This window comes from Nocardia sp. BSTN01 (genome assembly GCF_015354405.1).
In the GTDB taxonomy this organism is placed as follows: domain Bacteria; phylum Actinomycetota; class Actinomycetes; order Mycobacteriales; family Mycobacteriaceae; genus Nocardia.
Genome location: NZ_JADKYP010000012.1, coordinates 69,391 through 95,675, shown reverse-complemented (window position 1 = coordinate 95,675; position 26,285 = coordinate 69,391). Strand labels below are relative to the sequence as shown.

Genomic DNA, 26,285 nt, shown 5'->3' with positions numbered 1-26,285 from the left:
CTTCCGACCGATTAGGCTAGGCAGTCGTGGACAATCCTTTCGGGCCCGCGGGTACCGCGAACTACGTTCTGCTCACCACCTACAAGAAGGACGGCACACCGGTCGCGACCCCGGTGTGGGCGGCGCTCGACGATGCCAAGTTGTACGTCTGGAGCGAGACCGCCGCGTGGAAGGTCAAGCGGGTGCGGCGCAATCCGGACGTCACCCTGCAGCCGTGCAACGTCTCCGGCAAGCCGCACGGGGAGATCGTGCGTGGCACCGCCCGCGTGCTCGACGAGCAGGACAGCGACCGGACCCGGCAGCTGATCAAGCGCAAGTACTCGATCATGGGCTGGCTGATCGTCACCGGCAGCCTGCTGCGACGCGGACGCAAGGGCACGATCGGCATCGAAATCACCGCTGTCCCGGCGTGATTCGGCAGGGCACCCGGCCTGATCCGGCGGCGGCTACTCCCCCGCCGGTTCAGCGGTGATCGCCAGCCCGACCGAGCGATCCTTACCGAAGATCAACTTGTGCCCGCGGATCAGCACCGTGCCGATCACGCCGTATTTGCGGGCGACGAGATCGCGCACCCGTTCGGTTCCGTCCGCGTCGAGGATGCGCGCGGTGCCGGCGCTCACCGGCGATCCGGAGGTGCGGCCGCGGGCGTCGCAGGCCTGAACCGTCACCGCGGCATTGCGGCGCAGCCTTTTCACCTTCCAGGTCTTCGGATTGGTCCAGACCACCAGCCGGTCGCCGTCGGGAGCCACCCAGACCGGGGCCCCGACCGGCGTGCCGTCCTTCTTGTAAGTGGTGAGCAGGACGTACTTCTCCTGTGCGAGTTCGTTCCAGGTCATATACCCACGGTAAGGGCGGAACGCGCGCCCGCACATCCGCCGCGCGGCGCAGCAGCCGGTGCGCTCGACGACGTAGCGGCCACGCGCTACTCCAGTTCGCCCTCGGTTTCGAGGTAGATCTGCCGCAACCGGTCCAGCGTCTCCGGCTGCGGGGCCTCCCACAGTTTGCGTTCGGCCGCCTCGAGCAGTCGTTCGGCGATGCCGTGCAGTGCCCACGGATTCGACTCGGTCATGAACTTGCGGTTCACATCGTCGAAAACGTAGCTCTCCGAAAGCTTTTCGTACATCCAGTCGGCGACGACGTTGGTGGTGGCGTCGTAGCCGAACAGGTAGTCGACCGTCGCGGCCATCTCGAACGCGCCCTTGTAGCCGTGGCGGCGCATCGCCTCGAGCCAGCGCGGATTGACCACGCGGGAGCGGAACACCCGGGTGGTCTCCTCGGAGAGGGTGCGGGTGCGCACCGCGTCGGGACGCGTCGAGTCGCCGATGTAGGCCTCGGGGTTCTTACCGGTCAGCGCCCGGACTGCGGCGACCATACCCCCGTGGTACTGGAAGTAGTCGTCGGAATCGGCGATGTCGTGCTCGCGAGTGTCGGTGTTCTTGGCCGCGACCGCGATGCGCCGGTAGGCGGCGCGCATATCGTCGGCGGCCGGCGCGCCGTCCAGACCACGGCCGTAGGCGTAGCCGCCCCAGGTGGTGTACACCTGGGCCAGGTCGTCGTCGGTGCGCCAGCTCTTGGAGTCGATCAGCTGCAGCAGGCCGGCGCCGTAGGTGCCGGGTTTGGAGCCGAAGATCCGGGTGGTCGCACGGCGCCGGTCACCGTGCTCGGCCAGGTCCGAATCGGTATGCGCGCGAACATAATTCGATTCCGCCGGTTCGTCCAGATCGGCGACCAGCCGGACCGCGTCGTCGAGCAGCGCCAGCACGTGCGGGAACGCGTCGCGGAAGAAGCCGGAGATCCGGACGGTGACGTCGATGCGCGGGCGGCCGAGCTCGGCCAGGTCGATCACCTCCAGGCTGGTGACGCGGCGGCTCGCCTCGTCCCACACCGGCCGCACACCCAGCAGCGCGAACACTTCGGCGATATCGTCACCGGCGGTGCGCATGGCCGAGGTGCCCCACACCGAGAGCCCGACCGAGCGCGGGTAGTCGCCGTGATCGGCGCGGTAGCGCTCCAGCAGCGAGTCCGCCATCGCCTGCCCGGTCTCCCACGCCAGCCGCGAGGGCACCGCCTTCGGATCCACGGAATAGAAGTTCCGCCCGGTCGGCAGCACGTTGATCAGACCGCGCAGCGGTGAACCGCTCGGCCCGGCCGGGATGAAACCGCCGTTCAGGGCGTGCAGAATCCGCTCGATCTCGACTCCGGTCTGCCGCAGCCGGGGCACGACTTCGGTTGCGGCGAACCGCAAGACGGCGGCGAGAGTATCCGGAGCGTCGGGTTCGTAGCGGGCCACCAGCTCCCCGACCGCGTCCGGCGACCACTCCGCCGCCTGCAGTGCGGCCAGCAACTGCCGGGCGCGCTGCTCGACGACATCGACGCGCTCACGCGATTCCTCCCCTGATTCGTCGAGCCCCAGCGCCTCGCGCAGCCCCGGCACCGCGACCTCGCCGCCCCACAGCTGGCGGGCGCGCAACATCGCCAGCACCAGATCCAGTTCGCCCTCCCCGGCGGGCGCCTGGCCCAGGATGTGCAGACCGTCGCGGATCTGCACATCCTTGATCTCGCACAACCAGCCGTCGACGTGCAGCAGCATGTCGTCGAAGGTGTCCTCGTCCGGCCGCTCGTCCAGCCCCAGGTCGTGGTCCATCTTCGCGGCCCGCATCAGGGTCCAGATCTGCTGCCGGATCGCGGGCAGTTTGGCCGGATCCAGCGCCGAGATATTGGCGTGCTCGTCGAGCAGTTGTTCCAGACGCGCGATATCGCCGTAGGTCTCGGCGCGCGCCATCGGCGGAATGAGGTGGTCGACCAGTGTGGCGTGGGCGCGGCGTTTGGCCTGGGTGCCCTCGCCGGGATCGTTGACCAGGAACGGATAGATCAGCGGCAGATCGCCGAGGGCGGCATCGGTGCCGCAGGCCGCCGACATGCCCAGCGTCTTGCCCGGCAGCCATTCCAGATTGCCGTGTTTGCCCAGGTGCACCATCGCGTCGGCGCCGAACCCGCCCTCGCCGGTCGGCGCGGACAACCACCGATACACCGCCAGATAGTGGTGGCTGGGCGGCAGATCCGGATCGTGGTAGATCGCGACCGGATTCTCGCCGAAGCCGCGCGGCGGCTGCACCAGCAGCACGATATTGCCGAAACGCAGTGCGGCGATGACGATTTCGCCGTCCGGATCGGCGGAGCGGTCGACGAACAATTCGCCCGGCGGCGGCCCCCACGCCTCCACGACGGCGGTGCGCAGTTCCTCGGGAAGGGTGGCGAACCAGGCCGCGTACTGCCGGGCGCCGATGCGAATCGGGTTGCCCTCCAACTGTTCCGCGCTGAGCCAGTCCTGATCCTGGCCACCGGCGGCGATCAACGCGTGGATGAGCGCATCACCGTCGCGCTCCTCGAGTCCCGGCACCTCACCTGTCGCGCCGAGATCGTAACCAGCCGTCCGCATCTCGGTCAGCAGCCGAATCGCACTCGCGGGGGTGTCCAGCCCCACGGCATTGCCGATGCGCGCATGTTTGGTGGGATACGCCGACAGCATCAGCGCGATCCGCCGCTGCGCCACGGGCAGATGCCGCAGCCGCGCGTGGCGCACCGCGATGCCCGCGACCCGCGCCGCCCGCTCCGGGTCGGGCACATAGGTGGACAGGCCATCGGCGTCGAACTCCTTGAACGAGAACGGCACCGTGATGATCCGCCCGTCGAATTCCGGCACCGCGACCTGGGTGGCGACGTCCAGCGGCGAGAGCCCGTCGTCGTTGTCCGCCCACTGGTCCCGGCCGCTGGTCAGGCACAGGCCCTGCAGGATCGGCACATCCAGGTCGGCGAGCGCGCCGATATCCCAGGCCTCGTCGTCACCACCGGCGGCGGCGGTCGCGGGTTTGGTGCCGCCCGCGGCCAGCACGGTCACCACCAGCGCGTCGGCGCGGCGCAGCGTGTCGAGCAGATCCGGCTCGGCATTGCGCAGCGACGCGCAGAACAGCGGCAGCGGACGGGCGCCGGCCTGTTCCAGCGCGCGGCACAGCGCCTCGACGTAGGCCGTATTCCCGGCCAGGTGCTGGGCGCGGTAGTACAAAACGGCCACCGTCGGCGAGGCGGCGAGGCGGGAATCGTTGCCGGACAAGTCCTCCGGGGTCCGGTCGAGTTCACCCCAGGAGGGCAGGTGGACCGGCGGCTCGAAGCCGTGACCGGTCAGCAGCACCGTGTCGGACAGGAAGTTGTGCAGCTGCCGCACATTGCCGGGCCCACCCGCGGCCAGATAGTTGTGCGCGTCCGCGGCGACCCCGCCCGGGACCGTCGAGCACTCCATCAGCTCGGCATCGGGCGCCATCTCGCCACCCAGGGCGACCAGCGGAATCCCGCTCGCGCGCAGCGCGTCCAGGCCGTCCTCCCAGGCGCGGCGGCCGCCCAGGATGCGGACCACGATCAGATCGATGCCGTCGAGCAGTCCGGGCAGATCCTCCACCAGCAGCCGGGCCGGATTGGCGAGCCGGTACTCGGCGCCGCTCGCGCGCGCGGACAGCAGATCGGTGTCGGACGTGGACAGCAGCAGGATCACGGTTCTCCTCGGGTGACGCGCCCATAGCGGATACGGCCGCCCGCCCGGAGGGTCTGACTGTCACAGTGGCGCGACCGCACCGGAATTGCACCGGCTTTCCTCGTATCGGCGAGCCCCCGGATGCTATCGCACTGCTGTGACCGGTATTTCCCGATCCGACTCCTCGGCGTACGCTGTGAATATGCCGAACTCACCGGGATGGAGCAGGCGGAACCGCTTTGCCGCCTGGTCAGGAATAACTTGCATGATGATTGCCGTCGCGTTGCTAGCGATGGCTTTGGCCGCTGCGGCGGGTGGCCACGGCGGGCTGTTGCTCGTCGCCGCCGGCGCCTGTGCGGCGGTCGCGATCTTCGGGCTGCTGGTCTTCGAGTCCACGGTCCGCCGCGACCATTCCGATCGGCACGACACACCACACCTGTTGTCGGACAGTTACGTCGACGACCAGCTGTGGCAGGCCGTAGTCCACGCCCGGGACGAGAACAGCTCGAAGGACCGGTGAGCAGCGCGACCGCCTGTCACGACCGGACGACCCACCACACCGGTCCGAGCCTGCTGCCGGATTCCTCCTGGCCGGGCGCCGCACACGAACCGTCCCGCGTCTCGCGCCATCGCCTGTACCTGCGCCGCGGTCACTGACCAGCCCGTGCCTCGGACGCACCGGCCGCATTCCGGGCACGCCCGGCTCGTAGGCTGGGGACATCATGACGCGCTCCGCTCCCGACTCCTGCCCCGGTGTTCTGCGCCTGCATCAGGCCGCCGACGGTCCGCTGGCCCGGATCCGGCTGCCCGGCGGCGCGATCACCCCCGATCAACTGCGTGCGCTGGCCGCGGCGGCCGACGAGCTCGGTAACGGCAGTATCGAACTGACCTCCCGCGGCAATGTGCAGTTGCGGCAGATGCACGATGCCGCGGCACTGGCCGAGCGGCTCGAGCGCGCCGATCTGCTGCCGGCACCCACCCACGAACGAGTGCGCAATATCGTGGCCTCGCCGCTGTCGGGCCGGTCGGGCGGCTGGAGCGATGTGCATCCGCTGGTCGCGCAACTCGACGCGGGGCTGCGGGCGGCCCCGGAACTGGCCGCGCTACCCGGGCGCGTGCTGTTCACCCTCGACGACGGCCGCGGCGACATCAGTGGTCTCGCCGGCGATATCGGCGTCCACGCCACCGATGAGGCCGAGTTCGCGCTGGTTCTGGCCGGACGCGATTCGGGCGCGCGCATCGGCGCGGACCGGGCGGTGGACACGATGCTGGCGGCGGCACACAGCTTCCAGCGGCTGCGCGGCGAACAGTGGCGGCTGCGCGAGGTCGCCGACGGCCCGGCTCGGATCCTGACCGAACTGGCTCTGGAACCGACCGCCGAGCCGATGGATTTCGTTGCCCGCCACGATATTCCGATCGGCTGGCTCACCCAGGCCGACGACCGGGTCGCGCTCGGGGCGGCGGTGCCCCTCGGCGCCCTGCCGGCCCGGACCGCGGAATTCGTCGCGGCGGTGGAACATCCGATTCTGATCACCCCCTGGCGCAGTCTGGTCGTGGCCGATATGGACGAGTGGACCGCCGAGCAGGTGGTGCGGGTGCTGGCGCCGATGGGCCTGATCTTCGACGCGAACTCGCCGTGGCTGGCGGTGACCGCGTGCGCCGGGCGGCCGGGCTGCGCGAAATCACTCACCGACGTGCGAGCGGACGCGGCCGACGCCGTCGCCTCCGGGCGGGTGCTGCCGGTCGGCGCCCCGGCACCGGACCTGTCCGGCGTCGGGGCCGATCAGGTGGTCGTCGCCGGGCGACAGCACTGGTCCGGTTGCGATCGGCAATGCGGGCGTCCGGCCGGGCCGGTCACCGAGGTGGTCGCCGAATCCGGCGGTTATCGCATCACCGGGCCCCGCGCAGACGACCGACCGCACTAGCACCTCACCGCCCGGCGCGGCTCGCTGAGGCAGCACCTCGCCGTGACGCTGTCCTATTCGGCATCACCGCCGCTCGGATGGTCGTACTGTCGGCCGCGCCTGGTCGAACTGCTCGCGGCACGCCCCAACAATCCCGCGGTTCGCGCACACTGGATCGATGGACTCGTCCGCGGATCCCTCGCCGTCTACCGCCGACCTGCTCACCGATGCGCAGATCGCGCGGCTCTCGCTCGCCCAGCGGCTCGAATTGGTCGCGCGACTGCGGCCCGACCGGGTGCGGCCGCGTCCGCACAAGGTGCGCGTGGCCCGCGGACTACGCCTGTGGCTGATGGTCGGCGGCTCGATCGCGATGATTCCGTGGCTGGTCTACCTCGGCTTCACGCTGCCGCAGGACTACAACGCGAACCACTGGGCGCTGGTATGGATCGGCTTCGATATCTTCCTGGTGGCGATGATGGCCGCCACCGCCTATCTCGGCTGGCGACGGCGGGTGCTGGTGATCCTGCCGGCGTTCGGCACGGGGGTGCTGCTGCTCGTAGACGCGTGGTTCGATACGACGACCGCCGGTCCCGACGAGATACGGGTCTCGATCGCGACGGCGGCGCTCGCCGAAGTCCCGCTCGCGGTGGTGCTGCTGACCGGGGCGCTGGCCCTGTTCCGCTATCTCGTCTTGGCCAATCCTCTGCACGATCCGGCCGGATCGCCCTGGCGGGCCAGGGTCCCGTTCTGATGTCGCAGGCCGGGCCGGCGCCTTGCCCACGCTGCCGCTCGGGGCCCGGATTCTCACCGCTAGGGTGATGCCCATGTCCGATGTGCGTACCAGCTACCTCACCGACGGGGCCGAGATCTATCGGCGCTCGTTCGCGACGATCCGGGCCGAAGCCGATCTGGCGCGGTTCCCGGCCGATGTCGCGCAGGTGGTGGTGCGCATGATCCATGCGTGCGGACAGGTCGATCTGACCACCGATATCTCCCACACCCCGCAGGTCGTGGCGGCGGCCCGCACCGCACTGCGCGCCGGCGCGCCGATCCTGTGCGACGCCACCATGGTCGCCTCCGGCGTCACCCGCAAACGGCTGCCCGCCGACAACGACGTACTGTGCCTGCTCGCCGATCCGCGCGTACCGCAGCTCGCACAGAAAATGGGCAATACGAGATCGGCTGCGGCACTGGAACTGTGGCGAGATCGGCTCGACGGCGCCGTGGTCGCGATCGGCAACGCCCCGACCGCACTGTTCCATCTGCTGGACATGCTCGACGCGGGCGCGCCCCGCCCCGCCGCGGTGCTGGGAATTCCGGTGGGCTTCGTCGGCGCCGCCGAATCCAAGCAGGCCCTGGCCGAATACGGCGGCGTCGAATACCTCACCGTGCACGGCCGGCGCGGCGGCAGCGCCATCACCGCCGCCGCCCTCAATGCGATCGCGAGTGAGCAGGAATGAGCGCGCCCGGAAAACTGTGGGGTGTGGGGCTCGGGCCCGGCGACCCGGAGCTGGTGACGGTGAAGGCGGCCCGCATCATCGAATCGGCCGATGTCATCGCCTTCCACAGCGCCCGCCACGGCCGCAGTATCTCCCGCTCGATCGCGGCGCCGTATATGCGGCCCGGTCAGCTGGAGGAACATCTCGTCTATCCGGTGACCACCGAGACCACCGACCATCCGGGCGGCTATCAGGGCGCGATCGACGAATTCTACGAACGCGCCGCCGAACTGCTGGCCGGCCATCTGGCCGCGGGCCGCACCGTCGCGCTGCTGGCGGCCGGTGATCCGCTGTTCTACAGCTCGTACATGCATATGCACCGGCGCCTGGCCGACCGGTTCCCCGCGGAGATCATCCCCGGCATCACCTCGGTCAGTGCCGCCTCCGCCGCGCTCGGCACGCCATTGGTGGAGGGCGAGCAGGTGCTGACGGTGCTGCCCGGCACCATGCCGCCGGATCAGCTCGCCGAACGCCTCGCCGATGCCGACGCCGCGGCCATCATGAAACTCGGCCGCACCTATCCCGGTGTGCGGCAAGCGCTTTCGAAGGCCGGGCGGCTCGACGACGCCTACTACGTGGAACGTGCCAGCACCGGGCGGCAGCGGGTCCTGCGCGCTGCGGATGTCTCCGACGCCGACGTGCCGTATTTCGCCATCACCGTGGTGCCCGGCCCCACGCCGACCACCCAGATACCGTTCACCACCGCCGAACCCGCCGCGGCGCAGGACGATTCGCCCGCCTCCCCCGGTCCGGAGGTCGGTGAGGTCGTGGTCGTGGGACTGGGCCCCGGCTCCGCGCAGTGGACCACGCCCGAGGTCACCCGCGCCCTCGCGGCGGCGACCGATATCGTCGGCTACACCACCTACGTGAACCGGGTGCCGATCCGCCCCGGGCAGCGCCGCCATCTCAGCGACAACCGGGTCGAATCCGAACGCGCCGCCATGGCCTTGGATCTGGCGAAATCCGGAGCCCGCGTGGTCGTCGTGTCCTCCGGCGATCCAGGGGTGTTCGCGATGGCCGCCGCGGTCGTCGAGGAATCCGCTGATCCGCAATGGCGTGACGTACCCGTGCGGGTGCTGCCCGGCGTCACCGCGGCCAGTGCCGTCGCCGCGCGCATCGGCGCCCCCCTCGGCCATGATTTCGCGATGATCTCGCTCTCGGATCGCCTCAAACCGTGGGAGACCGTGGCACAACGCATTTCGGCGGTCGCCGCCGCCGATATGGCGATCGCGATCTACAATCCGGCCTCCACCCAGCGGCGGTGGCAGGTGAGCGCCCTGCGCGAGCTCGTCCTCGAGCATCGCGGCCCGGACACACCGGTGGTCCTCGGCCGCGACGTCGGCGGGCCGAGCGAATCGGTGCGCGTGACGACCTTGGCCGAGCTGAACCCGGACGAGGTCGACATGCGCACGCTGCTCATCATCGGCGCGTCCACCACCGCCACCGTGGAGACCCCGCACGGGACACGGGTTTTCACCTCGCGGCGGTACGGGCAGGCAGCGAAGGACAACACAGCGACGGTCGCGGCCGACCGGTAAGCCGCTCGGACACCGCACCGACCGGCGTCAGCGCGCGTTCAACCACTCCCACGCCGCCGCAACGGATTCCGCACACTCGACACCCTCGGGCACCGGTGGCCGGTCGACGACCACGACCGGAATGCCGCACGTACGGGCAGCGGTCAGCTTGGCCGCGGTGAGGTCGCCACCGCTGTCCTTGGTCACCATCGCCGAGATGCGGTGCTCGCGCAGCAGATCGACCTCCTGCGCCACGGTGAACGGCCCACGGGCGAGAAGCAGAAGATGCTGCGGCGGAACGGGTCCGGTCGGCGGGTCGATGGCGCGGATGAGAAACCACGGCTCACCGAGTTCGGCGAAGGCCGCCACGCCCTGGCGGCCGATGGTGAGGAAGACGCGGTCGATTTCGGCCACGGCGCGGGCGGCGGCGGCCAGATCCGGTACCCGTGACCACCGGTCACCGGGCTGTTCGGACCAACCCGGCCGGCGCACGTGCACGATCGGCACCCCGTTCGCTCGTGCCGCGGCGGCCGCATGCGAGGAGATGGTGCCCGCGAAGGGATGGGTGGCGTCGACGACCGCGTCGATCACATTGTCCGCCAGCCATTTCCGCAAGCCAGCGGTGCCGCCGAACCCGCCGATGCGCACCGCTCCGGCGGGCAGGACGGGTTCGCGCACGCGGCCGGCGAGCGAGGAGACGATGTCGAATCCTCGCTCGCCGGAGGCGATATCGGCGAGCTGCCGAGCTTCCCTGGTGCCGCCGAGAATCAGAACCTTCAGTGTCGCAACACTTTCGGTGTCAGTTACCGCTGAAGTAGGCGAAGGCGGAGTCGATCAGCGGCTGCCCGCCCGCGACCAGCAGGCCGATCACGCCACCCAGGACCGCACCCGGGATCGAGCCGACGCCGATGAAGATCAGGCCGACCAGGAAGCCGATCACCGCGCCGACCGCAGCGCCCAGCGAGGCGTGCTGCAGCTCGGAGAAGAACCAGTCCTGACCGGAGATGTTCTTCACCGACGAGATCGGCTGCCCCTGCGGGGTCAGCGTCAGGCTGGTGCCGTCCTCGTTCACCGCGGCGGCGACGGTGGTGCCGTTGGGTCCCTTGGCCGAGAGCGGGTAGCTCATCACCACGGCGCCCTTGTCGTTGGTCAGGGTGACCGCCGACTTGTCCGAGGTGAGGGCGAATTTGCCGCCCGTCACCGTGGTGACGATCTTGTTGCCCATATCGGCGAGTTCGGTGGTGTAGCCGACACCCTGGTCCGTGCCGTGCACGGCCGGGCTCTGCTGGGTCTGCACCTGGCCCGGCGCCGGCGCGGGCGCGGCAGGCTCGGCATAAGCGGTACCGTAGGCGATACTCGTCGCCGCGATAGCGATCAGCGAGGTGCCGACAAAGTTGGTGAATCTCATCTATTTCCCATCGGATCGATCACCCGACATAACGATCGGATTACGCTGACCCGAAACATTTCCGCAGGTCAGCCGGTTGCCGCCTGTGGGAATCGGGTCAGAAGTGTAACTTTAGTGCCACTTTGGGGATTTAGGTACTCCAGCCATTGGGAGTTGTCGACAGCCTTGTGCTTGAACCCACGCTTGTCGATATAGTGGCGCGTGGCCATCGACGAACCTTCCGAGTAGCCCAATTGCGCACTGGCTCTAGGTTCACATGCCTACGCATCTGCGCCGTGCCGCCGATACACACCGACGATCGATCGATCCCAGGATAGGCTGAGCCGAGCGCGGCGAGCATCGTCGATACTCGGGGAGGGAATATCTTGTTCGGCAAGGTATTGCGGTGCCTGGTGGTTCTGCTGCTGGCCTCGGCGGTGGTCGATGCCGTCGGCCGGGCCGAGCCGGTACCGCCTCAACCGGTGCCGGTGGTCGTGACTCTGCCGGAACCGACCGGTCCCGATGCGATCGGTGTGACCGACCTGCATCTGGTCGATGCGTCCCGCGAGGATCCGTATATCCCGGGTCGTGCGCGCGAATTGATGATCAGTATCTGGTATCCCGCAACCGATGTCGCAGGGGTGCCGGTGCGGCCGTGGCTCGCTCCTGATCTTGCCCGAATGTATATCCAGAGCCTCGCCTACTACGGTATTCCTTCGGCGGCGTCCTCGACGCTGGCACCCGGTCACGGCCATGTCGATGCGCCCGCCGACGTGTCCGGGGGAGGTCGCCCGATGCTGCTGTTCTCGCCCGGTATGGGCATGCCGGGCGAGCTGAGCAGCGCCCAGGTCGAAGACCTCGCCAGCCACGGTTTCGTCGTGGTCACTCTCGGACATACCTACGAGACGTTCGCGACCCGATTCCCGGATGGGCGGGTCGAGAAGAGTGTTCTGCCGCCGGCCCCCGACCGTGACAAGTCTGCGGTTCAGGCCGCTGCCGCAGTACCGATCCGACTGGCCGACACGCGGTTTGTGCTCGACCGCCTGGCCGACATGGCCGCGGGCTCGGATCCGGATGCCGACCGTCATCCGCTACCGCAGGGCCTGGCCCGGATACTCGACGTGTCGAAGGTCGGGATGTTCGGGCATTCTCTGGGTGGCGCCACCACGGCCCAGGCGATGCACGACGATCGGCGGATCGCGGCGGGAGCGAATCTCGATGGCACCCTGTCGGGTTCGGCGGTCACCGACGGGCTGGACCGCCCATTCCTGCTCGTGGGCGCCGGTGACGACGCCCGTGACGCGGACCCGGGCTGGCGGCAGTTCCGGGCCGACGGGCACGGGCCACAACCTCGTTTCCGGATGAACGGTTCGCAGCACCTGTCGTTTGTGACAACCAACTGATCGTGCCCGCGCTCGCCGCCGCGGCCGACACGCCGCCCACGATTACCACCCGGCTTGTCGGCACCATCGGTCCCCGCGACTCACTCGATCTGCAGCGCGGCTACCTGCGCGCCTTCTTCGACACAGCATTCGGTCGATACGACGATCTCGTTCGCGCTCCGGCCGCGTTGCTGCACCCGGAGATGGTCCCGGTGCCGTAGGTCCTCGAACGGATGCCACACGATGCTTTCGTAGGTGGTGGTGTCACGGCGGGTAGACCCGTTCGAGGATGGGAAACAGTAGCCGGTGGGGGGTGTTTCGACTGAGGAGCGTGGCCGCGCGGATTGCCGTATCAGGCACCACGATGCGTTTGTTCCTGTCCAGCGCGCGGATGGCCTGTGCCGCACACCGATCGGCCGAGATACGACTGAACCGCGGGATTTCGGCCATCAGGTGTTGAAGGCTCGCGGACCTCGCGGCGATCTCCGTGTCGACGGGGCCGGGGCACAGAGCGGTGACACTGGTTCCGGCCGGGCGCAATTCCCTGTGCAAAGCCTCGGCCAGCGAGAGCACGAATGCCTTCGTGGCGGCGTAGGTGGCTTGGCGAGGAACGGGGTGAAAACCCGCGGCCGAGGCGACGAAGAGGATGGCTCCGGGCCGTCGAGTGAAGGCCGGTGTGAACGAGGCCGTCAGGGCCAGCACCGCTTCGCAGTTGAGCCGAACCATAGTGATCTCGTGGTCGACATCCTGGGCGGCGAACTCACCTGAGCTGGCGATACCGGCGTTGTTGACCAGCACATTCACTCTCAGGCCACGCTCTTCCACGCGGCCGGGCAGCGCAGCACGGGCGTCGGCGTCCAGCAGGTCGCACGGCAGCACTTCAGCGCGTACGTCATAGGCCTCCGACAAATCCTCGGCAAGCGCATTCAGGCGGTCGACGCGACGCGCCACCAGAGTCACGCCGTGGCCACGCCTGGCGAGCTCGCAGGCCAATGCGGCACCGATACCGGAGGACGCGCCGGTCACCAGCGCCGTGGCATCCGGCCCGGGAGAAGGTAGCGCCATGTATTCAGCCCCGTTCTGCTGGGTGCGCGCGAATTCGACGCGGCCGCCGCGCCATGTCCCCAGGCAACGATCCCACCCATCCCACGATCGGAGTCGCAGAGACGAAAACCGCTCCTGTCCTTACGAAAACGGAATGTACCGCGAGCATCGCGCGCTGAATACGGGCCACGGACGGAGCTTGTCTTCCCACCCCGGTAGGACACCGGCTGATCCCTCGGTCCGATTCTTCCTGTCGACGTACGGTGCTACGGTCCCACCGTCAGCGGCGACCGATCGAGTCGCCTGCAGAAAGCGGGGAACGGGGGAACGCCGATATGTCCGATCGTGCACGCACACCGAGCGTTGTCGAATGCTGTACCGCCGCAGTGGGAATCGTGCCCGGGCTGATCCGGCCGCGTCGGCCCGACCAGCGGTTGCTCCGTTCGATCGCCGATGCGGGTTTGCCCGCGCCGCAGGGTGCGGTGACGGTGACGGCTCTGCGTCAGGCGCCGCGGTCGGTGCCGACCTTCGGGGTCGTGGAAGGGCGGTTCACGCCGTGGCGGATCACCAATTCGCTCACTTCGTTCGTGGTCGAGCATCCGGCGGCGCGGTTCATCGTCGATCCGAGCATCTGTGTCGATGTCGAGCAGCGCACGATCGCGCAGCTGCCGGCCGTGTTGCGGATGGCGGTCCGTCCACCGACCGGCGCGCTCGCCACGGTTGACGCCCTGCGTGAACTGCCCGGTCCGCCGGCGCTGGACTTCGCGCTACCCACGCACGCGCACTGGGACCATGTGTGCGGATTGCTGGATCTGCGCGACCTCCCGGTGTACCTGCACCGCCCGGAGCGGGAGTGGATCTCGGCCGGACCGGTAGCCCCGACGGGCGGGGTCCGCGATGCGCTGCGCGATCGCCCGATCGTCGACTACGAGTTGGACGGCCCGCCGGTACTCACCTTCACCCGCAGTCACGATCTGTTCGGCGACTCGACTGTGCTCCTCGTCGATCTGGCCGGGCATACGCCCGGCAGCGTCGGCGTGCTCACCCACACCGAGCGTGGCTGGGTCCTGCTCGCGGGAGACGCCGCCTGGCACACCCTGCAGGTCGATGAGATCCGCCAGAAAACCAGCTACCCAGGATCATTGCTCGACGAGGACCGCGACCGCGCCTTCGAAACCCTGCACCGGCTCCACCTCGCCCGGCACCTCGCGCGGATCGTCCCCACGCACGACCATCAGGCAACCCGCCAGCTCCAGGTCACGGTCCCGGTATGACCGATCTTTGTCGAGATGAACGGCCCCGCAACTCACTAGCCATCGAGGACCACATCCGATCACTCAAAGCCGACCGCGAGATCGCCTCGGCAATGGAGGCCGACGACTTCGTGATCCGCAACCTGACCGACCAGATCGACGCATTCAGCGGCATCGCTTCGATCATCAACGACCAACTCGCCGCCCTGCCCGACCAGGAGCGCGAGCACATCGAGGACGCCAGCCGGATACTGCGCCGAGCTCGCGCCGCCGAAGGACGAAAACTGTTGCCACTGTCCGTCACTCAGGGACACGAGGCCGATTCATGAACGCCCGCACACCAGCCGAGGTGTTACGCGAAGCGCGCCGCCGCGACAGCCGGGAGAAACGAGCCCGCGTGCTGGCCACCCTCGAGCAGATGCTCGAGCGCGGCGACACCATCACCGCGGCCTCGGTCGCGCACGCAGCGAAGGTGTCGACCTGGCTCGTCTACGCGCCCGGCATCCGCGAGCACCTGGAAAAAGCCCGCCGCCAGCAGACTCACACATCGCTGGCCACCTCCGGCCGTGTCGACAGCGTCGGCGTGGCGAGCCTTCGCACCGACCTTGAACTGGCGTGAGCCGAAATATCGCGGCTGCGCACAGAACTCGATGCCACCAAAACAATGATCCGCCGCCAGCTGGGCCGGCAACTCGAAGCCCCCGATCCCGTCGCCCTGCTGCAACAGGCGAAAGACCTCGGGCTTGAGAACAGCACACTGCGGGCCGAACTGGAACAACTACGAACCGAGTATGCCGCCCTGTCGACAACACTCACCGCGACCAGCGACGACCTTTTGGCCGCGCGGACGAGCCTGCGGCGAATGATCCGCACCCGCAACTGAATACCAGCAGATGTCCCTGCGAACCTCGAGGAGGCTAGTTTCTGGTCTTGTCGAGGGTGCCGCTGACATAGACCATGTCGCCCATCCGCATGTCGTCGTCTTGCAGAGGCGAAAGGTTGTTGGCGGCCAGCAGGTCTCGGACGCTGATGCCATTCAGCGTCCAGCCGCGGTCGGCCAGGTAGGGGGCCGCTTCGTTGCGGTCGCCGAAATACCGGACCCTCGCCATGTCGGGAGCGAAATCGTCTGTGCGGAAGCGTTCGGAAATGCGATGCAGACGTTCCTTCGTCGTGTCCTCCTGGCCCGGCCGTGGATTGGGCCTGTTCTCGGTGGCGATCCGGCTTCGGGGCGCGCTGAGTTCTGTGATGGTGTCCAGCAGGCGGTCCTGCGCCTCGGGTGGCAGGTAGCCCAGCAGTCCTTCGGCGCTCCACGCGGTCGGGCGACTCGGGTCGAATCCGACGGCGCAGAGTCTGGTGGGCCAATCGTCGCGGAGGTCGACAGCGACAACTCGGCGGTCGGCGGTGGGCACGGCACCCAAGTCGTCCAGCGTGCGAGTTTTGAATGCGATGACCTGCGGCTGGTCGACCTCGTACACCACGGTCCCGGTCGGCCACGCCAATCGGTATGCGCGCGAATCCAGCCCCGAGGCCAGGATCACGACCTGCGTGAGGCCCGCGTTTGTCGCGTCGCGAAAGAACTCGTCGTAGAACTTGGTTCGCACTTTGGCCAGGTCGATCCATACCTGTTCGACCAGTTCGTCGGGGGGCGCTTCGCCGGTCGCCAGTCCGGTGAGCAGGTCGATGCCGACCGCCCGGACGAGCGGTTCAGCGAACGGGTCGTCGATGAGCGCTGGGTCGGCACGGGTCGCGATCGCCCGGGCCACCGCAGCCATGGTGGCGGTCGAGCCGACGCTGGATGCCACGTCCCAGCTGTCTCCGTCATACCTGGTCGAGGTCATTTCCTGCCCCATCTTTCTCCGGACTCGGTGCGTATTCGTCAAGGTTCAAGCCGGCCTCTCCTGCCTCGCGGGCGGCAACCTCCGAATTGTGGGTGGGGTGCCATGCTGAAGCTCGGGCCGTCGATTCGTCGCGGGTTGAATTACGTTGTGGCGCTTCGAAGGATCGCGTCCAGTTCTTGGCGTATGGAGGTCGGTGTGTTCGGCTGCACTTGCTGTTGTACGACGGTGCCCAGCAGCCAGGACAGCACCGTGCGGGCGGTCGCGGCGGAATCTTCGACGGGGAGTTCGGCGATGACCTCACTCAGCAGCGTGTGCATATCGCTGAGAGTTGCGCCGACGGCTCCGGAGGAGTGCCGGCGGCCGGTGTCGATCCAGTACTCGAACCATAAGAACGCCGCATTGGGCTGCTCGGCGAACATCCGCAGGTAGGCGTCGACCACTGCCCAGACCTTCTCGGCCGCATCGGTTTCGGCGTCGGCGGCGCGGCGCAGCGCCGCCACCATCGCGGCGACGTGTTCACGCATGGCTTGATCGACGAGCTGGTGGATGTCGTCGAAGTAGTAGTGCACGGCGCTCTTGCTCAGCGGGCTCGCCTCCGCGACCGTGCGCGCTGTACACGCGGCCAGACCATCGCGTGCGAGAACTTGTTTGGCAGCGTCGACGATCTGCTCGCGCTTGCCGCGCCGGTTGGCCTCGATGACCGGTCTCGTCGTTGTCACGAGCCCCAATCTACCCACCCGTTGCCAAAGTTGGGACACTCGACCTAAAGTTAGGACGCATGTCCCAAGTTTTCGTTTTCCATGATGTCCGGACCACCGACCTCGACGCGTCGCGTCGCTTCTACTCCGAGCTGTTCGGGTGGCCGATCACCGAATCGCCCGCAGGCCCGATGTTCGGCATGAGCGACGGCCTCTGGGGTGGATTCACCCCACTCGCGGCCGACGACTCACGTCGCCCGCAATGGATTCCGTACGTGCCGGTCGCCGATGTGGATGCTGCAGCCGAGCAGGCTCTCGCGCTCGGCGCACGAATCGTCAAGCCCCGCATCGACCTGCCGCCGGGGTCGGTGGTGGTGATCGACGAGCCCGGTGGTGCGACGTTGGCGCTGTGGCAGGCTGCGAGCCAGTAGCGGTCCTGCGCGTTCTCTGTCACGAGCCGGGGATACGTCCTCGCAACACTACGGTCAGAACAGAGTGTCGCGGCCGTGCAGCGGCCGGAATCTAGTGGGGCCCAACTGACGCGAGTTCGGCGTCGATGTCGACCTCGATCGCGCGAAAAAGTTGACGTTCTCGCTGCGGGCCGGGCTCACGTTCCCCTCGAGCTCGAAGACTCGCCGTGTGTTGAATCTGCGCTATTCAGACGAGAGCAGCAGGTTTTGCGCGTAGGCGAGGGCCCGGTCCAGAGTCGCCGGTTCCGGGCGAAGTCCGGCGATGATCTCGTCGAACTCACGTAGTCCCGCTCGATGCAGGAGCCGCTTCTCGTTGGTGACCCATTCGCCGCGCGCGGCCAGCACGGCGTGCGCGGTCTGCATGGCCGCGGTGGCGAGCGCACCCGCGACTTCGGTGATCTGGCTCCGTGCGGGGTAGGTTTTGCGGGCGTACCGCAGTGTCTGTTCCGCCTTGTCGCGCCAGATCGGTGGGGCGGCTGTGCGAAGAGCCTGCGGATACTGCGGTCGGGGCAGCTGTCCGCGCAGAACGCGATTGAGGGCCAATTCTGCGACCAATAGGTAGCTGGGGATCCCTGCCAGGTGGAACATCAGTGGCTCCCAATGGAACCGGCCTTGGCGTGATTCGACGATTTCGTGTTCGACGACGTCGAGGTCGCGGTAGTGGATGTCGGCGGCTCGGCCGTCGATGGTGAGCCAAGCACCGCCGTTGAACACACCGCCGCCCCATTCTCCGACCTCGGAAACCGTTCCTGGCCAACCGATCTCACGCAAACGGCCAGGTGAGAAATGGCCGCGATAGTAGATAGCGAAATCCCAGTCGCTTTTCGGGGTGTGGGTGCCGGTGGCGCGAGAGCCGCCGAGTGTGACTGCTTGCACCGCGTGCAGGGCAGCCAAACGTGTAGCGACAAGATCGCAGAATTGTTCGTCGGTCATGAATCTCCATGGCGGACGGTCGACGGAACGGCACCGCAGCGTCGGCTCAAGCGGTGCCAGAGTGGGCAATTCGTCGTCACATCATGGGTCGACCGTACCCCGCCGCCTTAACGGTCGCTGCCGTGCGAGCGGCCCTACAAATCGACCGTATGCCGAGGTTCGCTGAGCACGCGAATATGCCTCACATGCCTCGCTCAAGCTTCAGCCACCTACCGGGCACGACACTTGACAACTCAAGATAAGGATCCCGGTCGGCATCTCCGGGGCGATAACCTCTCCGTCGATGACGAACCGGCGATCGGCGGCGGTATCGGCCAGCGCGGCGGTCAGCTCGGGAAACGACGCGGTAGCCTCTCGGCCGTTGAGGGCGCACATGCCACGTCATCTCCACGGCCCACGCAGCAGAATCCGGCGGCCGCCCGGGACGGCCGGTGTGGGCGCCTGTGCTGCCACCACAACAGCAGCATATCGACCTACTCACCACGCGCGGTGTGTCAGCAATCATTCAGCGTTCACGGGCTGGATAATCCGCATATGACGTCGATCGGGCTGTCGCGCAGAGCGATGCTGGCCCTGGCAGCGAGCGTACCGTTGAGCGGTGTGGCATCCCGACGCGCAGTGGCCGCTGCCCCGCCGATCCGATACACGATGACGGCGTTCACCAACGCCAGCCAGACCGATATGTGGGTCTACGAATCCACCGACGCAACGAATTTCCGGCTCGTTCAGGCCGACGCCTACCGTCCACCGGACGCCGACCCCGGCGACACCCCGCCGGCTGCGGCCACGACCAAGAAGGGCCTGTGCCGCGACCCCAGCATCTTTCGTCACATCGACGGCGCGTACTACGTGACGTACACGACCGCATGGGACGGCGACACCATCGGGTTCGCTCGCAGCCGCGACCGGATCCACTGGGAGTTCCTGTACGAGTACACGATTCCGTTCGACGGTGTCACCCATACCTGGGCGCCGGAATGGTTCGTCGACCGTGACGGCACGGTCAGCGTCCTGGTGAACATCAACGACGGCACGGTCTTCCGGCCCTGCGTCATGACCGCGACCACCTCATCGCTGAGCCGGCTGCATTGGACCACGCCCATACCGCTGGCAGGCGTCGTTCCCGCACCGGGCGACCTCGGCTACATCGACACTACGGTCACGTTGTCGCAGGGACGCTACTACGCGTTCGTCAAGAACGAATCGACCAAGAACGTCGAGGTCGCGGTGGCCGACCGCCTGGTCGGCCCGTACACGTTCGCGCGAACCGGGAACTGGGCGCGCTGGGGCGGACCGGGCCCGGGACAACCGCGCGAGGGACAGTGCGTGATCCCGCTCCCCGACGGCCGATGGCGGATCTACCTGGACGCCTACGACCTCGACGAACCCACCCACGGTCACTATCTCTACAGCGACACCGTCACCGGCGACCTGCTCGGCGAGTGGACCGCACCGAAGGACCTGCCCGTGCTGTCCGGTTTCGTCCGCCACTTCACCGTGTTACCCGAACAGCTGAACACCGGCCCGCAACCGGGCCCGAAGCCCGCCACGCGGTGAGGACGATCCGGCCGCGGCCTGCCCGCACCGACCAGGCACCCACGGCCCCCCTCTCGGCATAGTCACCGAACGCGCGGACCGCCGGCGGCCGGCCCGCAGGCCAGGCCAGGCCAATCTCGCGAAAAGCGCGGGGGTGCAACGAAATTCGGGGTTCGGGGTAATCCTGGCTCTCACGGTCGGTGCTGTTCACCGCGGGCCGGCCACGATCGAGACTTACCGCGCGCTCGGAGTTCTCGACAAACTCGAGCCCGTGGTTCTGCCGTTCTTCGTCGGCGGCGGTGTGCGCCTGACGGATTCGCTGGATGCGCGGACGGATCTCGAATTCGAGAGTTCGCGCCCGTTGGCCCGTGGCGGCATGGAGATCGTCTATCGCGTGGTGCTGACCTTATAGCGATCGGGCGATCGCCCCGTCCGCCTGCTGCCGGGCGAGGGCGCGATGCAGGGTCAGGGTGTCCTCCAGAACCAGATCCTCCACCAGCCTGCCCCAGCGCAGCGTGAGCCACTGCATCGCGGTGTTGCGGTAACCGCTGCCATCGGCCAGGGTCCCACTCACCCGCAGCTGGACCGCGACCTTCGTTCTCCAAGGCGGGCCGCTGGAGACCACATCCACCAATTCCAGGCGCAGTCCCGGCAGCAGTCGATCGAAGCGAGCGAACCAATCGCGAAACGCCTCCGGTCCGCGCAGGTCGGCACCGAGCGGGGTATCGCCGAGGAAGCGGAAGCGCAGGTCCGGCGCCGCCATCGCCACGGCGGCCTCGTGATCGCCCGAGCCGGTGCGGCGCCACGTTCTCCGGACCAATCGCGTAGTGCATCAGCTCGGGCCCACACCGGCTATAACCACGCAGGACGGTATGCGGGGCCAACGCGTTGTCGACTGCGGCCCACCCACCGACAGCTGCGGCCGCTTGTTTCCTGAGACCGCGTTCGCGCAGCCGGCTGCTGCCGCCCCCGACGGCCGCAACCGCCGCGGCGGCGAGCGTCCATCGGGTGCGACAACAGCGACTGTGCCGATGCGATGATGCCGACACCGGCCATCATCGATGTCGCCGCGTAGAGGTAGACGTCGGCGCCGGCGATGAATCCGAGGGCACGAGTTCCGGTCGCGATTAGCCTGCAGACACAGTCGACCAGGCCGGCGAAATACAGCCCCGCCCGGCGGGGCGAGACTCGAACACGTAACGGCCTTCTTGATACTAACGTGATCTGGAATACAGAATCACAAACTGTGAGCGGCGCCATAGTTTAGGGAATATTTGCTGGTCAGGCGCATGAAAAAGGGGTAGCCCACCCCGGTGCGGCCCCGCTTCCAGCGTGCCGTCGTTGCCGCGGTGATGCCGGAGCGTTATCGTATAGAGATATGTTCGGCAACCTGGTCCGAATGTGCTTGCGAATCGTAATTCGCGTCTCCCAATTGAAACCGTCGCCAAATTCGGCCGCGCCTTCGGCGTGACAAACCGGTCGGCGGACTGATCGCGGTAGGACGCGCGCCCGACTCCGGTCGAGGCGCGGCACAGGGCAGCGCCCGCAGCATCGCGACAGTTCGCCATTCCGGGTCAGGTCATCCCCCACAGCACTCCGTGCAGAGGCGAGTTCATTCGATCCCGCCCGGCTGCTCGCTGCCCGCTGTGTGCCCGAACAGTCGAGAACAGGAATCAGATCGCATGTCCGCAACATCCACACGTCGCAGATCAATGACCTCGATCGTCCGCACCGCCGGTGCCGTGTCGCTGGCCGCCACCGCGGCAGCGACCATCATCGCCACGGCCGGCGGTGGCCAGTCGTCTCCCCCACAGGCGATCGATATGAAGGCGCTCGCGACTACCATCACCGCGACCGGCGCGCCCGGAGCAGGTCAGGCACCCGCCCCGGCCCCTCAGCCCGTCGCGCCCCCGGCTCCTCAGCCCATCGCGGCCCCGGCGGCGCTGCCCGGCGCCGATCAGGCGAATGTCACCAACTGGCTACCGCAGATCAACAGCGCGATGCAGTCGGCCGGTATCGACACACCGCAGCGTGCCGCCGCTTTCCTCGCGCAGGTCGGACAGGAGACCGCCGGTTTCGCGACGTTGACCGAGTACAGCGACGGCAGCGACTACAACGGACGGGCAGATCTCGGCAACACCCAACCCGGCGACGGCCCCAAGTACAAGGGGCGCGGTGGCCTCCAACTCACCGGACGAAACAACTATGAACGCGCAAGCCAGGCGCTCGGTGTCGACTTCGTCAATCACCCCGAGCTGGTGGCGGATCCGAAGTACGCGTTCGCCACGGCCGCGTGGTACTGGAACACCCACAATCTCAACGCCGTCGCCGACAACGCGCACCCCCAGGACCCCGCGAGTATCGATCCCGTCTCGCAGATCATCAACGGCGGTTCCCATGGGAGAGACGTCCGGCGTGATCACTTCATCCAGGCATGCCAGATCCTGAAATGCCCGTAAGCCGCGCAGGCTCGCCGCTGCTCGGAATGTCCCGTTCACCACATGGCCGGTAGGGGTACCGGCCATTCGCAGACGACTCAGAGCGGTTCGTGCGATCGCGGTTGAAGACGATCAACAGGTCCGATCAGGCGGATATGCCTAGCAAGTCGAACCGACCGATCCAGCGTTCCTTCGGCAAACGCCGCATCGAGGGGCACTGCTGAGATGCTGGCGGGCTGGGCCGGCGGTGGCGAGGGGGGACGGACCGTCAGCGGACGAGGCGGAAGAACCCGCGCACCTGCTCGACCAGCGACTCCGGCTGCTCCAGCGCGGCGAAGTGGCCGCCTCGCGGCAGTTCCTCGAACCAGCGCAGGTCGGTGAACCGCTGCTCGGCCTCGCGCCGCGACGGGCGAGTTATGTCGCGCGGGTAGATCGACAACCCGGACGGCGCGGTGACCTTGTCGCGGAAGGAGGCGAAGCTCTCCCAATACAGGCGCGCCGACGACGTGGCCGACGCGGTGAACCAGTAGACGGAGATCTCATCGAGGATCTGCTGCCGCGACAACGCGTCCTCGGGATGACCGTTGTTGTCCGTCCAGGCCCAGAACTTCTCGGCGATCCACGTGGCCTGGCCCGCCGGCGAGTCGGTGAGGCCGTAGCCGAGCGTCTGCGGCCGGGTCGCCTGGATCGCCGAGTACCCCCTACCGGTGCGCTGGAACTCCTTGGCGGCCTGGAGGTTCGCCAGCTCCGCGGGCGTCGGGTCATCGAACGTGCCCGCCGCCACGGACCCCATGTTCAGGTGCACGCCGGCGACCCGCCCGGGCGCCACCTCGCCCAGCGCGCCGGACACCGCCGAACCCCAGTCGCCACCCTGCGCGCCGTACCGCTCGTAACCCAGCGAAACCATCACCGTGTCCCAGGCGCGCGCGATGCGAGTGACGCCCCACCCCGTCGTCGACGGCTTGTCACTCCAGCCGTACCCGGGCAGCGACGGCGCGACGACGTGGAACGCGTCCGCCGGGTCGCCACCGTGCGCTCGCGGGTCGGTCAGCGGCCCCAGGACTTTCAGGAACTCGAGTACCGAACCCGGCCACCCGTGCGTGAGCACCAGCGGGAACGCATCCGGCTCGGGCGAGCGGACGTGCAGGAAGTGGATGCCCAGCCCGTCGATCGTGTCGCGATATTGCGGAAAGACGTTCAGCCGCTCGGCGAACCCGAAGTCGTAGTCCTCGGCCCAGCTGCGGCACAGTTCCCGCGCATAAGCCAGCGGCAAACCCTGCGACCAGTCGTCCACCGGCTCGGGCTCGGGCCACCGTGTCCGTCGCAATCGTTCACGCAGATCCGCGATCTCGGCTTCGGTGATGCTGACTTCGAACGGCTCCGCGGCCACCGGGCCTCCCTTACTCGGCAAGACTTATCACATCAGATATATCCAACGCGGTACCACTTCATAGCGGTAGCCCAGGTGCAGCAAACCTCGGACCCGGTGCCACGTATCCGCCGACCATTGCCCACGTCGGGGAGACACCAGCGCTCATCAGTCAGGGAGGGGCCCGATGACCACACGCATCACCGCATCGTCACTGCTCGCCCCCATCGATCAGCACGGCGCCTGCGCCGCCCCAGCGAACCGCCAATGCGCAGTCGTTTGGTCAAAGTTCTTGACAGACTAGACTTTTCGGCGTTGTCGATCGCCTCGTGGCTCACATGCCACAAGCGGCGGTCGGAATATTCGCGGCGCAGCCAGACGCTGATCTGTTCTGCACCACCGCGCGCAGTCGGGATCCGACAGCAGCCGGCCGCGCTGTCGGCGACCCGCACGCTGGGTGTCGCTCCAGCTCGAGCCATCTGAGAGTCTCGTCGTAGTACCGCGAGAGTCGGTGCGACCACCGCTACGGGTCGCGGCGAATTCACCGCCCAGCAGCGCGCCTGCGCCGGGCACCGAGAACCCCGCGTGCAACGCCTGCAAACGGGCATCGGGAATGCCGGGGAGTAGATATCGACCAGCCGGACGACCGATCACCAGCCCACGACATGAGCACAGCGCTTCCTCAACGAAATCCTGACCGCCGAAACCTGACTCCCGCCCCGGAATCCCTGACTCCACTCGGCGAATCACGACGAGAATCGTTCGCCCGCCTCCACGTCGTCCACCAGACGAGATCCAGGACTGCCGGCGACGCTACGAGCGGCATATGGGCACCAGCCAGAGATAGCCCGGTGTTCTTCACAGGCTCCCGGGGATACTCACTGCGCGGTGGTTTCGGCAGGACTCGCCCCGCGGAGAAATTGTTCGACCGCGGTTTCCACGAGCCCGTCGAGTAGTGCCGGCTTGACGATGTTGCCGTTGATGATCGACGCGATGCCCTGCAGGGTCGCGAACAGGACGATGCCGATACGCTCGGGATCTCCGCCTCGGAGCCTGCCTCGTTGCTGCCCCTCGATGATGAGGTCGTTCATCAGGCCGAATGGGCCTTCGGCGGCCTTGGCGATCCGAGCCGCGTCGGGGCGGTGTTTGCTGGTGTACATCAGCTCGAGGAGCGCGGCGTTGTCGGTCGCGAAACGCGTATAAGCCGTCGTGGTTGCGCGCACGCGGGCGCCGAATTCGTCGTCGGCGCTTGTCAATGCCTCCCGCAACGCCGTCTCCAGCCTGGCGAAACCCGCTTCGGCGAGTTCATCGAGCAGGACCTGCAGGTTCGGGAAGTGCCGGCGTGGCGCGGTGTGGCTGACGCCGATCTCCTTGGCCAGGTCGCGTAACGACAACTGATCCTGCCCACGCTCGCGCAGGGCACGCTCGGCCGCGGCAAGTAGCGCTCCCCGCAGGTTTCCGTGGTGGTAGGGCCGGGGGTCGTGAGGGTCTGGCACGAACCAACGATAGCAATGTTTCCACTGGACAACATTGTAGGCAGGTGGATACATTGGAGCGATGATGAACTTCTCCGCCTCGGACATTCCTTCCATGACCGGTTGCACCGTCGTCGTCACCGGCGCGAACAGCGGGATCGGCCGCACGTCAGCGAGTGCTCTTGCCGCGAAGGGCGCGCACGTCGTGCTCGCCGTACGCAACCTCGACAAGGGCCGCGCAGCCGCGGCGGCGATGCCCGGCGAGGTCGAGGTCGGCGAACTCGACCTCGCCGACCTGTCGTCGATCCGTACGTTCGCCGACGGCTTCTCCGAGCCTGTCGACATTCTGATCAACAATGCGGGCGTCATGATTCCGCCGCTCACCCGCACGGTGGATGGTTTCGAACTGCAGTTCGGGACGAACCACCTCGGGCATTTCGCGCTCACGAATCTGCTTCTGCCGCAGATCCGCAACCGGGTGGTGACCGTGTCGTCCAATGGCCACAAGATCGGCTCGATCGACTTCGACGACCTGAATTGGGAGCGCAGACCATATCGGCCGATGGCCGCATACGCACAATCCAAGCTCGCCAACCTGTTGTTCACCGCGGAACTTCAGCGTCGCCTCGCCGAAGCCGGCTCGCCGGTGCTTGCGACGGCCGCTCACCCCGGAATGGCGGCGACGAACCTGCTGAAGCCCGACGGACACGGCCGCGCGCGACATCTGGTCATGAGGATGGCCACCGCCCTTGCCGCACAAAGCGACGACGACGGCGCGCTGCCGACACTCTATGCAGCAACCACCGAGATGCCCGGCAATGGCTACGCAGGCCCCGGCGGGCTACTGCAGGGGCGCGGCGCGCCGAAACTGGTCGGCCGATCACATCGATCGAAGGATGTCGACGTGGCCCGCCGCCTGTGGGAGGTCTCCGAAGAACTGACGGGCGTCACCTTTCCGCAGCACTCGCTCCGATCCGCCTGAGTCTCAGCACAGCCGTATCGACTCGACGGCGATAG

Annotated in this window: 29 protein-coding genes and 1 riboswitch; of the genes, 18 read left to right on the top strand and 11 right to left on the bottom strand. The window is 67.7% G+C overall.

Annotated features, from left to right (window positions below):
* Positions 1–26: 26 nt before the first annotated feature.
* Entirely contained in the window at positions 27–413 is a 387-nt protein-coding gene (locus tag IRT45_RS13180; protein WP_194806130.1) for a PPOX class F420-dependent oxidoreductase, read from the top strand.
* Between the two features lie 33 nt (positions 414–446).
* Here IRT45_RS13180 and IRT45_RS13175 read toward each other — a convergent pair whose 3' ends face one another.
* The gene (locus IRT45_RS13175) at positions 447–836 is read right to left on the bottom strand and encodes a PPOX class F420-dependent oxidoreductase (RefSeq protein WP_194806129.1); all 390 of its coding nucleotides are present in this window, start codon (positions 834–836) and stop codon (positions 447–449) included.
* A gap of 86 nt (positions 837–922) precedes the next feature.
* Positions 923–4,546 carry a cobaltochelatase subunit CobN gene (gene cobN, locus IRT45_RS13170; RefSeq protein ID WP_194806128.1) on the bottom strand — a complete coding sequence of 1,208 codons (3,624 nt, stop codon included), beginning with the start codon at positions 4,544–4,546 and terminating at the stop codon, positions 923–925.
* Between the two features lie 28 nt (positions 4,547–4,574).
* A riboswitch (cobalamin riboswitch) is annotated at positions 4,575–4,682 on the bottom strand.
* A gap of 108 nt (positions 4,683–4,790) precedes the next feature.
* Between cobN and IRT45_RS13165 the strand changes: the two genes are divergently transcribed.
* The 6 genes from IRT45_RS13165 (at position 4,791) to cobJ (ending at position 9,466) form a co-directional block, all read left to right on the top strand.
* Positions 4,791–5,045, top strand: a complete 255-nt coding sequence (locus IRT45_RS13165; protein WP_194806127.1) for a hypothetical protein — start codon at positions 4,791–4,793, stop codon at positions 5,043–5,045.
* The gene (locus IRT45_RS13160; protein WP_194806126.1) at positions 5,042–5,182 is read left to right on the top strand and encodes a hypothetical protein; all 141 of its coding nucleotides are present in this window, start codon (positions 5,042–5,044) and stop codon (positions 5,180–5,182) included. Before IRT45_RS13165 ends, IRT45_RS13160 begins: the two co-directional genes overlap by 4 nt.
* 65 nt (positions 5,183–5,247) lie before the next feature.
* Complete coding sequence (gene cobG / locus IRT45_RS13155) at positions 5,248–6,450, top strand: precorrin-3B synthase (RefSeq protein WP_194806125.1); 1,203 nt, start codon at positions 5,248–5,250, stop codon at positions 6,448–6,450.
* 157 nt (positions 6,451–6,607) lie between these two features.
* On the top strand, positions 6,608–7,180 hold the full coding sequence (locus tag IRT45_RS13150; RefSeq protein WP_194806124.1) for a hypothetical protein: 573 nt from the start codon (positions 6,608–6,610) through the stop codon (positions 7,178–7,180).
* A 73-nt stretch (positions 7,181–7,253) separates the two neighbouring features.
* Complete coding sequence (locus IRT45_RS13145; protein WP_194806123.1) at positions 7,254–7,889, top strand: precorrin-8X methylmutase; 636 nt, start codon at positions 7,254–7,256, stop codon at positions 7,887–7,889.
* The gene (gene cobJ, locus IRT45_RS13140; protein ID WP_194806122.1) at positions 7,886–9,466 is read left to right on the top strand and encodes a precorrin-3B C(17)-methyltransferase; all 1,581 of its coding nucleotides are present in this window, start codon (positions 7,886–7,888) and stop codon (positions 9,464–9,466) included. The genes IRT45_RS13145 and cobJ overlap by 4 nt, the downstream gene beginning before the upstream one ends.
* Before the next feature lie 27 nt (positions 9,467–9,493).
* Here cobJ and IRT45_RS13135 read toward each other — a convergent pair whose 3' ends face one another.
* Together IRT45_RS13135 and IRT45_RS13130 are read right to left on the bottom strand one after the other, a co-directional pair.
* Positions 9,494–10,225 (bottom strand): cobalt-precorrin-6A reductase, encoded by a 732-nt coding sequence (locus IRT45_RS13135; RefSeq protein WP_194806172.1) that lies wholly within the window; start codon positions 10,223–10,225, stop codon positions 9,494–9,496.
* A gap of 19 nt (positions 10,226–10,244) precedes the next feature.
* Positions 10,245–10,853, bottom strand: coding sequence for a hypothetical protein (locus tag IRT45_RS13130; RefSeq protein WP_194806121.1), 609 nt, complete (start codon positions 10,851–10,853; stop codon positions 10,245–10,247).
* Between the two features lie 365 nt (positions 10,854–11,218).
* Between IRT45_RS13130 and IRT45_RS13125 the strand changes: the two genes are divergently transcribed.
* A complete protein-coding gene (locus IRT45_RS13125; RefSeq protein ID WP_194806120.1) occupies positions 11,219–12,235 on the top strand; it encodes a hypothetical protein in 1,017 nt (338 codons plus the stop codon).
* Between the two features lie 2 nt (positions 12,236–12,237).
* Entirely contained in the window at positions 12,238–12,435 is a 198-nt protein-coding gene (locus IRT45_RS13120) for a hypothetical protein (protein ID WP_194806119.1), read from the top strand.
* A 43-nt stretch (positions 12,436–12,478) separates the two neighbouring features.
* Here the strand turns inward: IRT45_RS13120 and IRT45_RS13115 are convergent, their stop codons facing one another.
* The gene (locus IRT45_RS13115; RefSeq protein WP_194806118.1) at positions 12,479–13,240 is read right to left on the bottom strand and encodes an SDR family oxidoreductase; all 762 of its coding nucleotides are present in this window, start codon (positions 13,238–13,240) and stop codon (positions 12,479–12,481) included.
* Positions 13,241–13,593: 353 nt separating this feature from the next.
* Here IRT45_RS13115 and IRT45_RS13110 point away from each other — a divergent pair, with 353 nt between their 5' ends.
* The 4 genes from IRT45_RS13110 (at position 13,594) to IRT45_RS13095 (ending at position 15,394) form a co-directional block, all read left to right on the top strand.
* A complete protein-coding gene (locus IRT45_RS13110) occupies positions 13,594–14,532 on the top strand; it encodes an MBL fold metallo-hydrolase (RefSeq protein ID WP_194806117.1) in 939 nt (312 codons plus the stop codon).
* A 92-nt stretch (positions 14,533–14,624) separates the two neighbouring features.
* A complete protein-coding gene (locus tag IRT45_RS13105; RefSeq protein ID WP_194806116.1) occupies positions 14,625–14,840 on the top strand; it encodes a hypothetical protein in 216 nt (71 codons plus the stop codon).
* On the top strand, positions 14,837–15,130 hold the full coding sequence (locus tag IRT45_RS13100; RefSeq protein ID WP_194806115.1) for a hypothetical protein: 294 nt from the start codon (positions 14,837–14,839) through the stop codon (positions 15,128–15,130). The genes IRT45_RS13105 and IRT45_RS13100 overlap by 4 nt, the downstream gene beginning before the upstream one ends.
* Positions 15,131–15,175: 45 nt before the next feature.
* Entirely contained in the window at positions 15,176–15,394 is a 219-nt protein-coding gene (locus IRT45_RS13095) for a hypothetical protein (RefSeq protein ID WP_194806114.1), read from the top strand.
* Between the two features lie 34 nt (positions 15,395–15,428).
* Here IRT45_RS13095 and IRT45_RS13090 read toward each other — a convergent pair whose 3' ends face one another.
* Positions 15,429–16,349, bottom strand: coding sequence for a class I SAM-dependent methyltransferase (locus tag IRT45_RS13090; RefSeq protein WP_194806113.1), 921 nt, complete (start codon positions 16,347–16,349; stop codon positions 15,429–15,431).
* Between the two features lie 140 nt (positions 16,350–16,489).
* Positions 16,490–17,068: a TetR family transcriptional regulator gene (locus IRT45_RS13085; RefSeq protein ID WP_309240933.1), complete on the bottom strand. Its 579-nt coding sequence runs from the start codon at positions 17,066–17,068 to the stop codon at positions 16,490–16,492.
* Between the two features lie 59 nt (positions 17,069–17,127).
* On the opposite strand from IRT45_RS13085, the gene IRT45_RS13080 reads away from it, so the two are divergent.
* Positions 17,128–17,478, top strand: coding sequence for a VOC family protein (locus IRT45_RS13080; protein WP_194806111.1), 351 nt, complete (start codon positions 17,128–17,130; stop codon positions 17,476–17,478).
* A gap of 222 nt (positions 17,479–17,700) precedes the next feature.
* On the opposite strand, the gene IRT45_RS13075 is transcribed toward IRT45_RS13080, so the two are convergent.
* The gene (locus tag IRT45_RS13075; RefSeq protein WP_194806110.1) at positions 17,701–18,450 is read right to left on the bottom strand and encodes a nucleotidyltransferase domain-containing protein; all 750 of its coding nucleotides are present in this window, start codon (positions 18,448–18,450) and stop codon (positions 17,701–17,703) included.
* A 534-nt stretch (positions 18,451–18,984) separates the two neighbouring features.
* Here IRT45_RS13075 and IRT45_RS13070 point away from each other — a divergent pair.
* Entirely contained in the window at positions 18,985–20,007 is a 1,023-nt protein-coding gene (locus IRT45_RS13070) for a glycoside hydrolase (RefSeq protein ID WP_228534265.1), read from the top strand.
* 250 nt (positions 20,008–20,257) lie between these two features.
* Positions 20,258–20,398 (top strand): hypothetical protein, encoded by a 141-nt coding sequence (locus IRT45_RS13065; protein WP_194806109.1) that lies wholly within the window; start codon positions 20,258–20,260, stop codon positions 20,396–20,398.
* On the opposite strand, the gene IRT45_RS13060 is transcribed toward IRT45_RS13065, so the two are convergent.
* Positions 20,393–20,806 carry a nuclear transport factor 2 family protein gene (locus IRT45_RS13060; RefSeq protein WP_194806108.1) on the bottom strand — a complete coding sequence of 138 codons (414 nt, stop codon included), beginning with the start codon at positions 20,804–20,806 and terminating at the stop codon, positions 20,393–20,395. The genes IRT45_RS13065 and IRT45_RS13060 overlap by 6 nt on opposite strands.
* An 892-nt stretch (positions 20,807–21,698) precedes the next feature.
* Here IRT45_RS13060 and IRT45_RS13055 point away from each other — a divergent pair.
* Positions 21,699–22,445: a glycoside hydrolase family 19 protein gene (locus IRT45_RS13055; RefSeq protein WP_194806107.1), complete on the top strand. Its 747-nt coding sequence runs from the start codon at positions 21,699–21,701 to the stop codon at positions 22,443–22,445.
* A 247-nt stretch (positions 22,446–22,692) separates the two neighbouring features.
* On the opposite strand, the gene IRT45_RS13050 is transcribed toward IRT45_RS13055, so the two are convergent.
* Positions 22,693–23,814, bottom strand: a complete 1,122-nt coding sequence (locus tag IRT45_RS13050) for an epoxide hydrolase family protein (protein ID WP_194806106.1) — start codon at positions 23,812–23,814, stop codon at positions 22,693–22,695.
* A gap of 857 nt (positions 23,815–24,671) precedes the next feature.
* Complete coding sequence (locus IRT45_RS13045; protein ID WP_228534264.1) at positions 24,672–25,376, bottom strand: TetR/AcrR family transcriptional regulator; 705 nt, start codon at positions 25,374–25,376, stop codon at positions 24,672–24,674.
* Here IRT45_RS13045 and IRT45_RS13040 point away from each other — a divergent pair.
* Positions 25,351–26,250: an oxidoreductase gene (locus IRT45_RS13040; RefSeq protein ID WP_194806105.1), complete on the top strand. Its 900-nt coding sequence runs from the start codon at positions 25,351–25,353 to the stop codon at positions 26,248–26,250. The two genes, IRT45_RS13045 and IRT45_RS13040, sit on opposite strands and share 26 nt — an antisense overlap.
* The last annotated feature ends 35 nt before the right edge of the window (positions 26,251–26,285 follow it).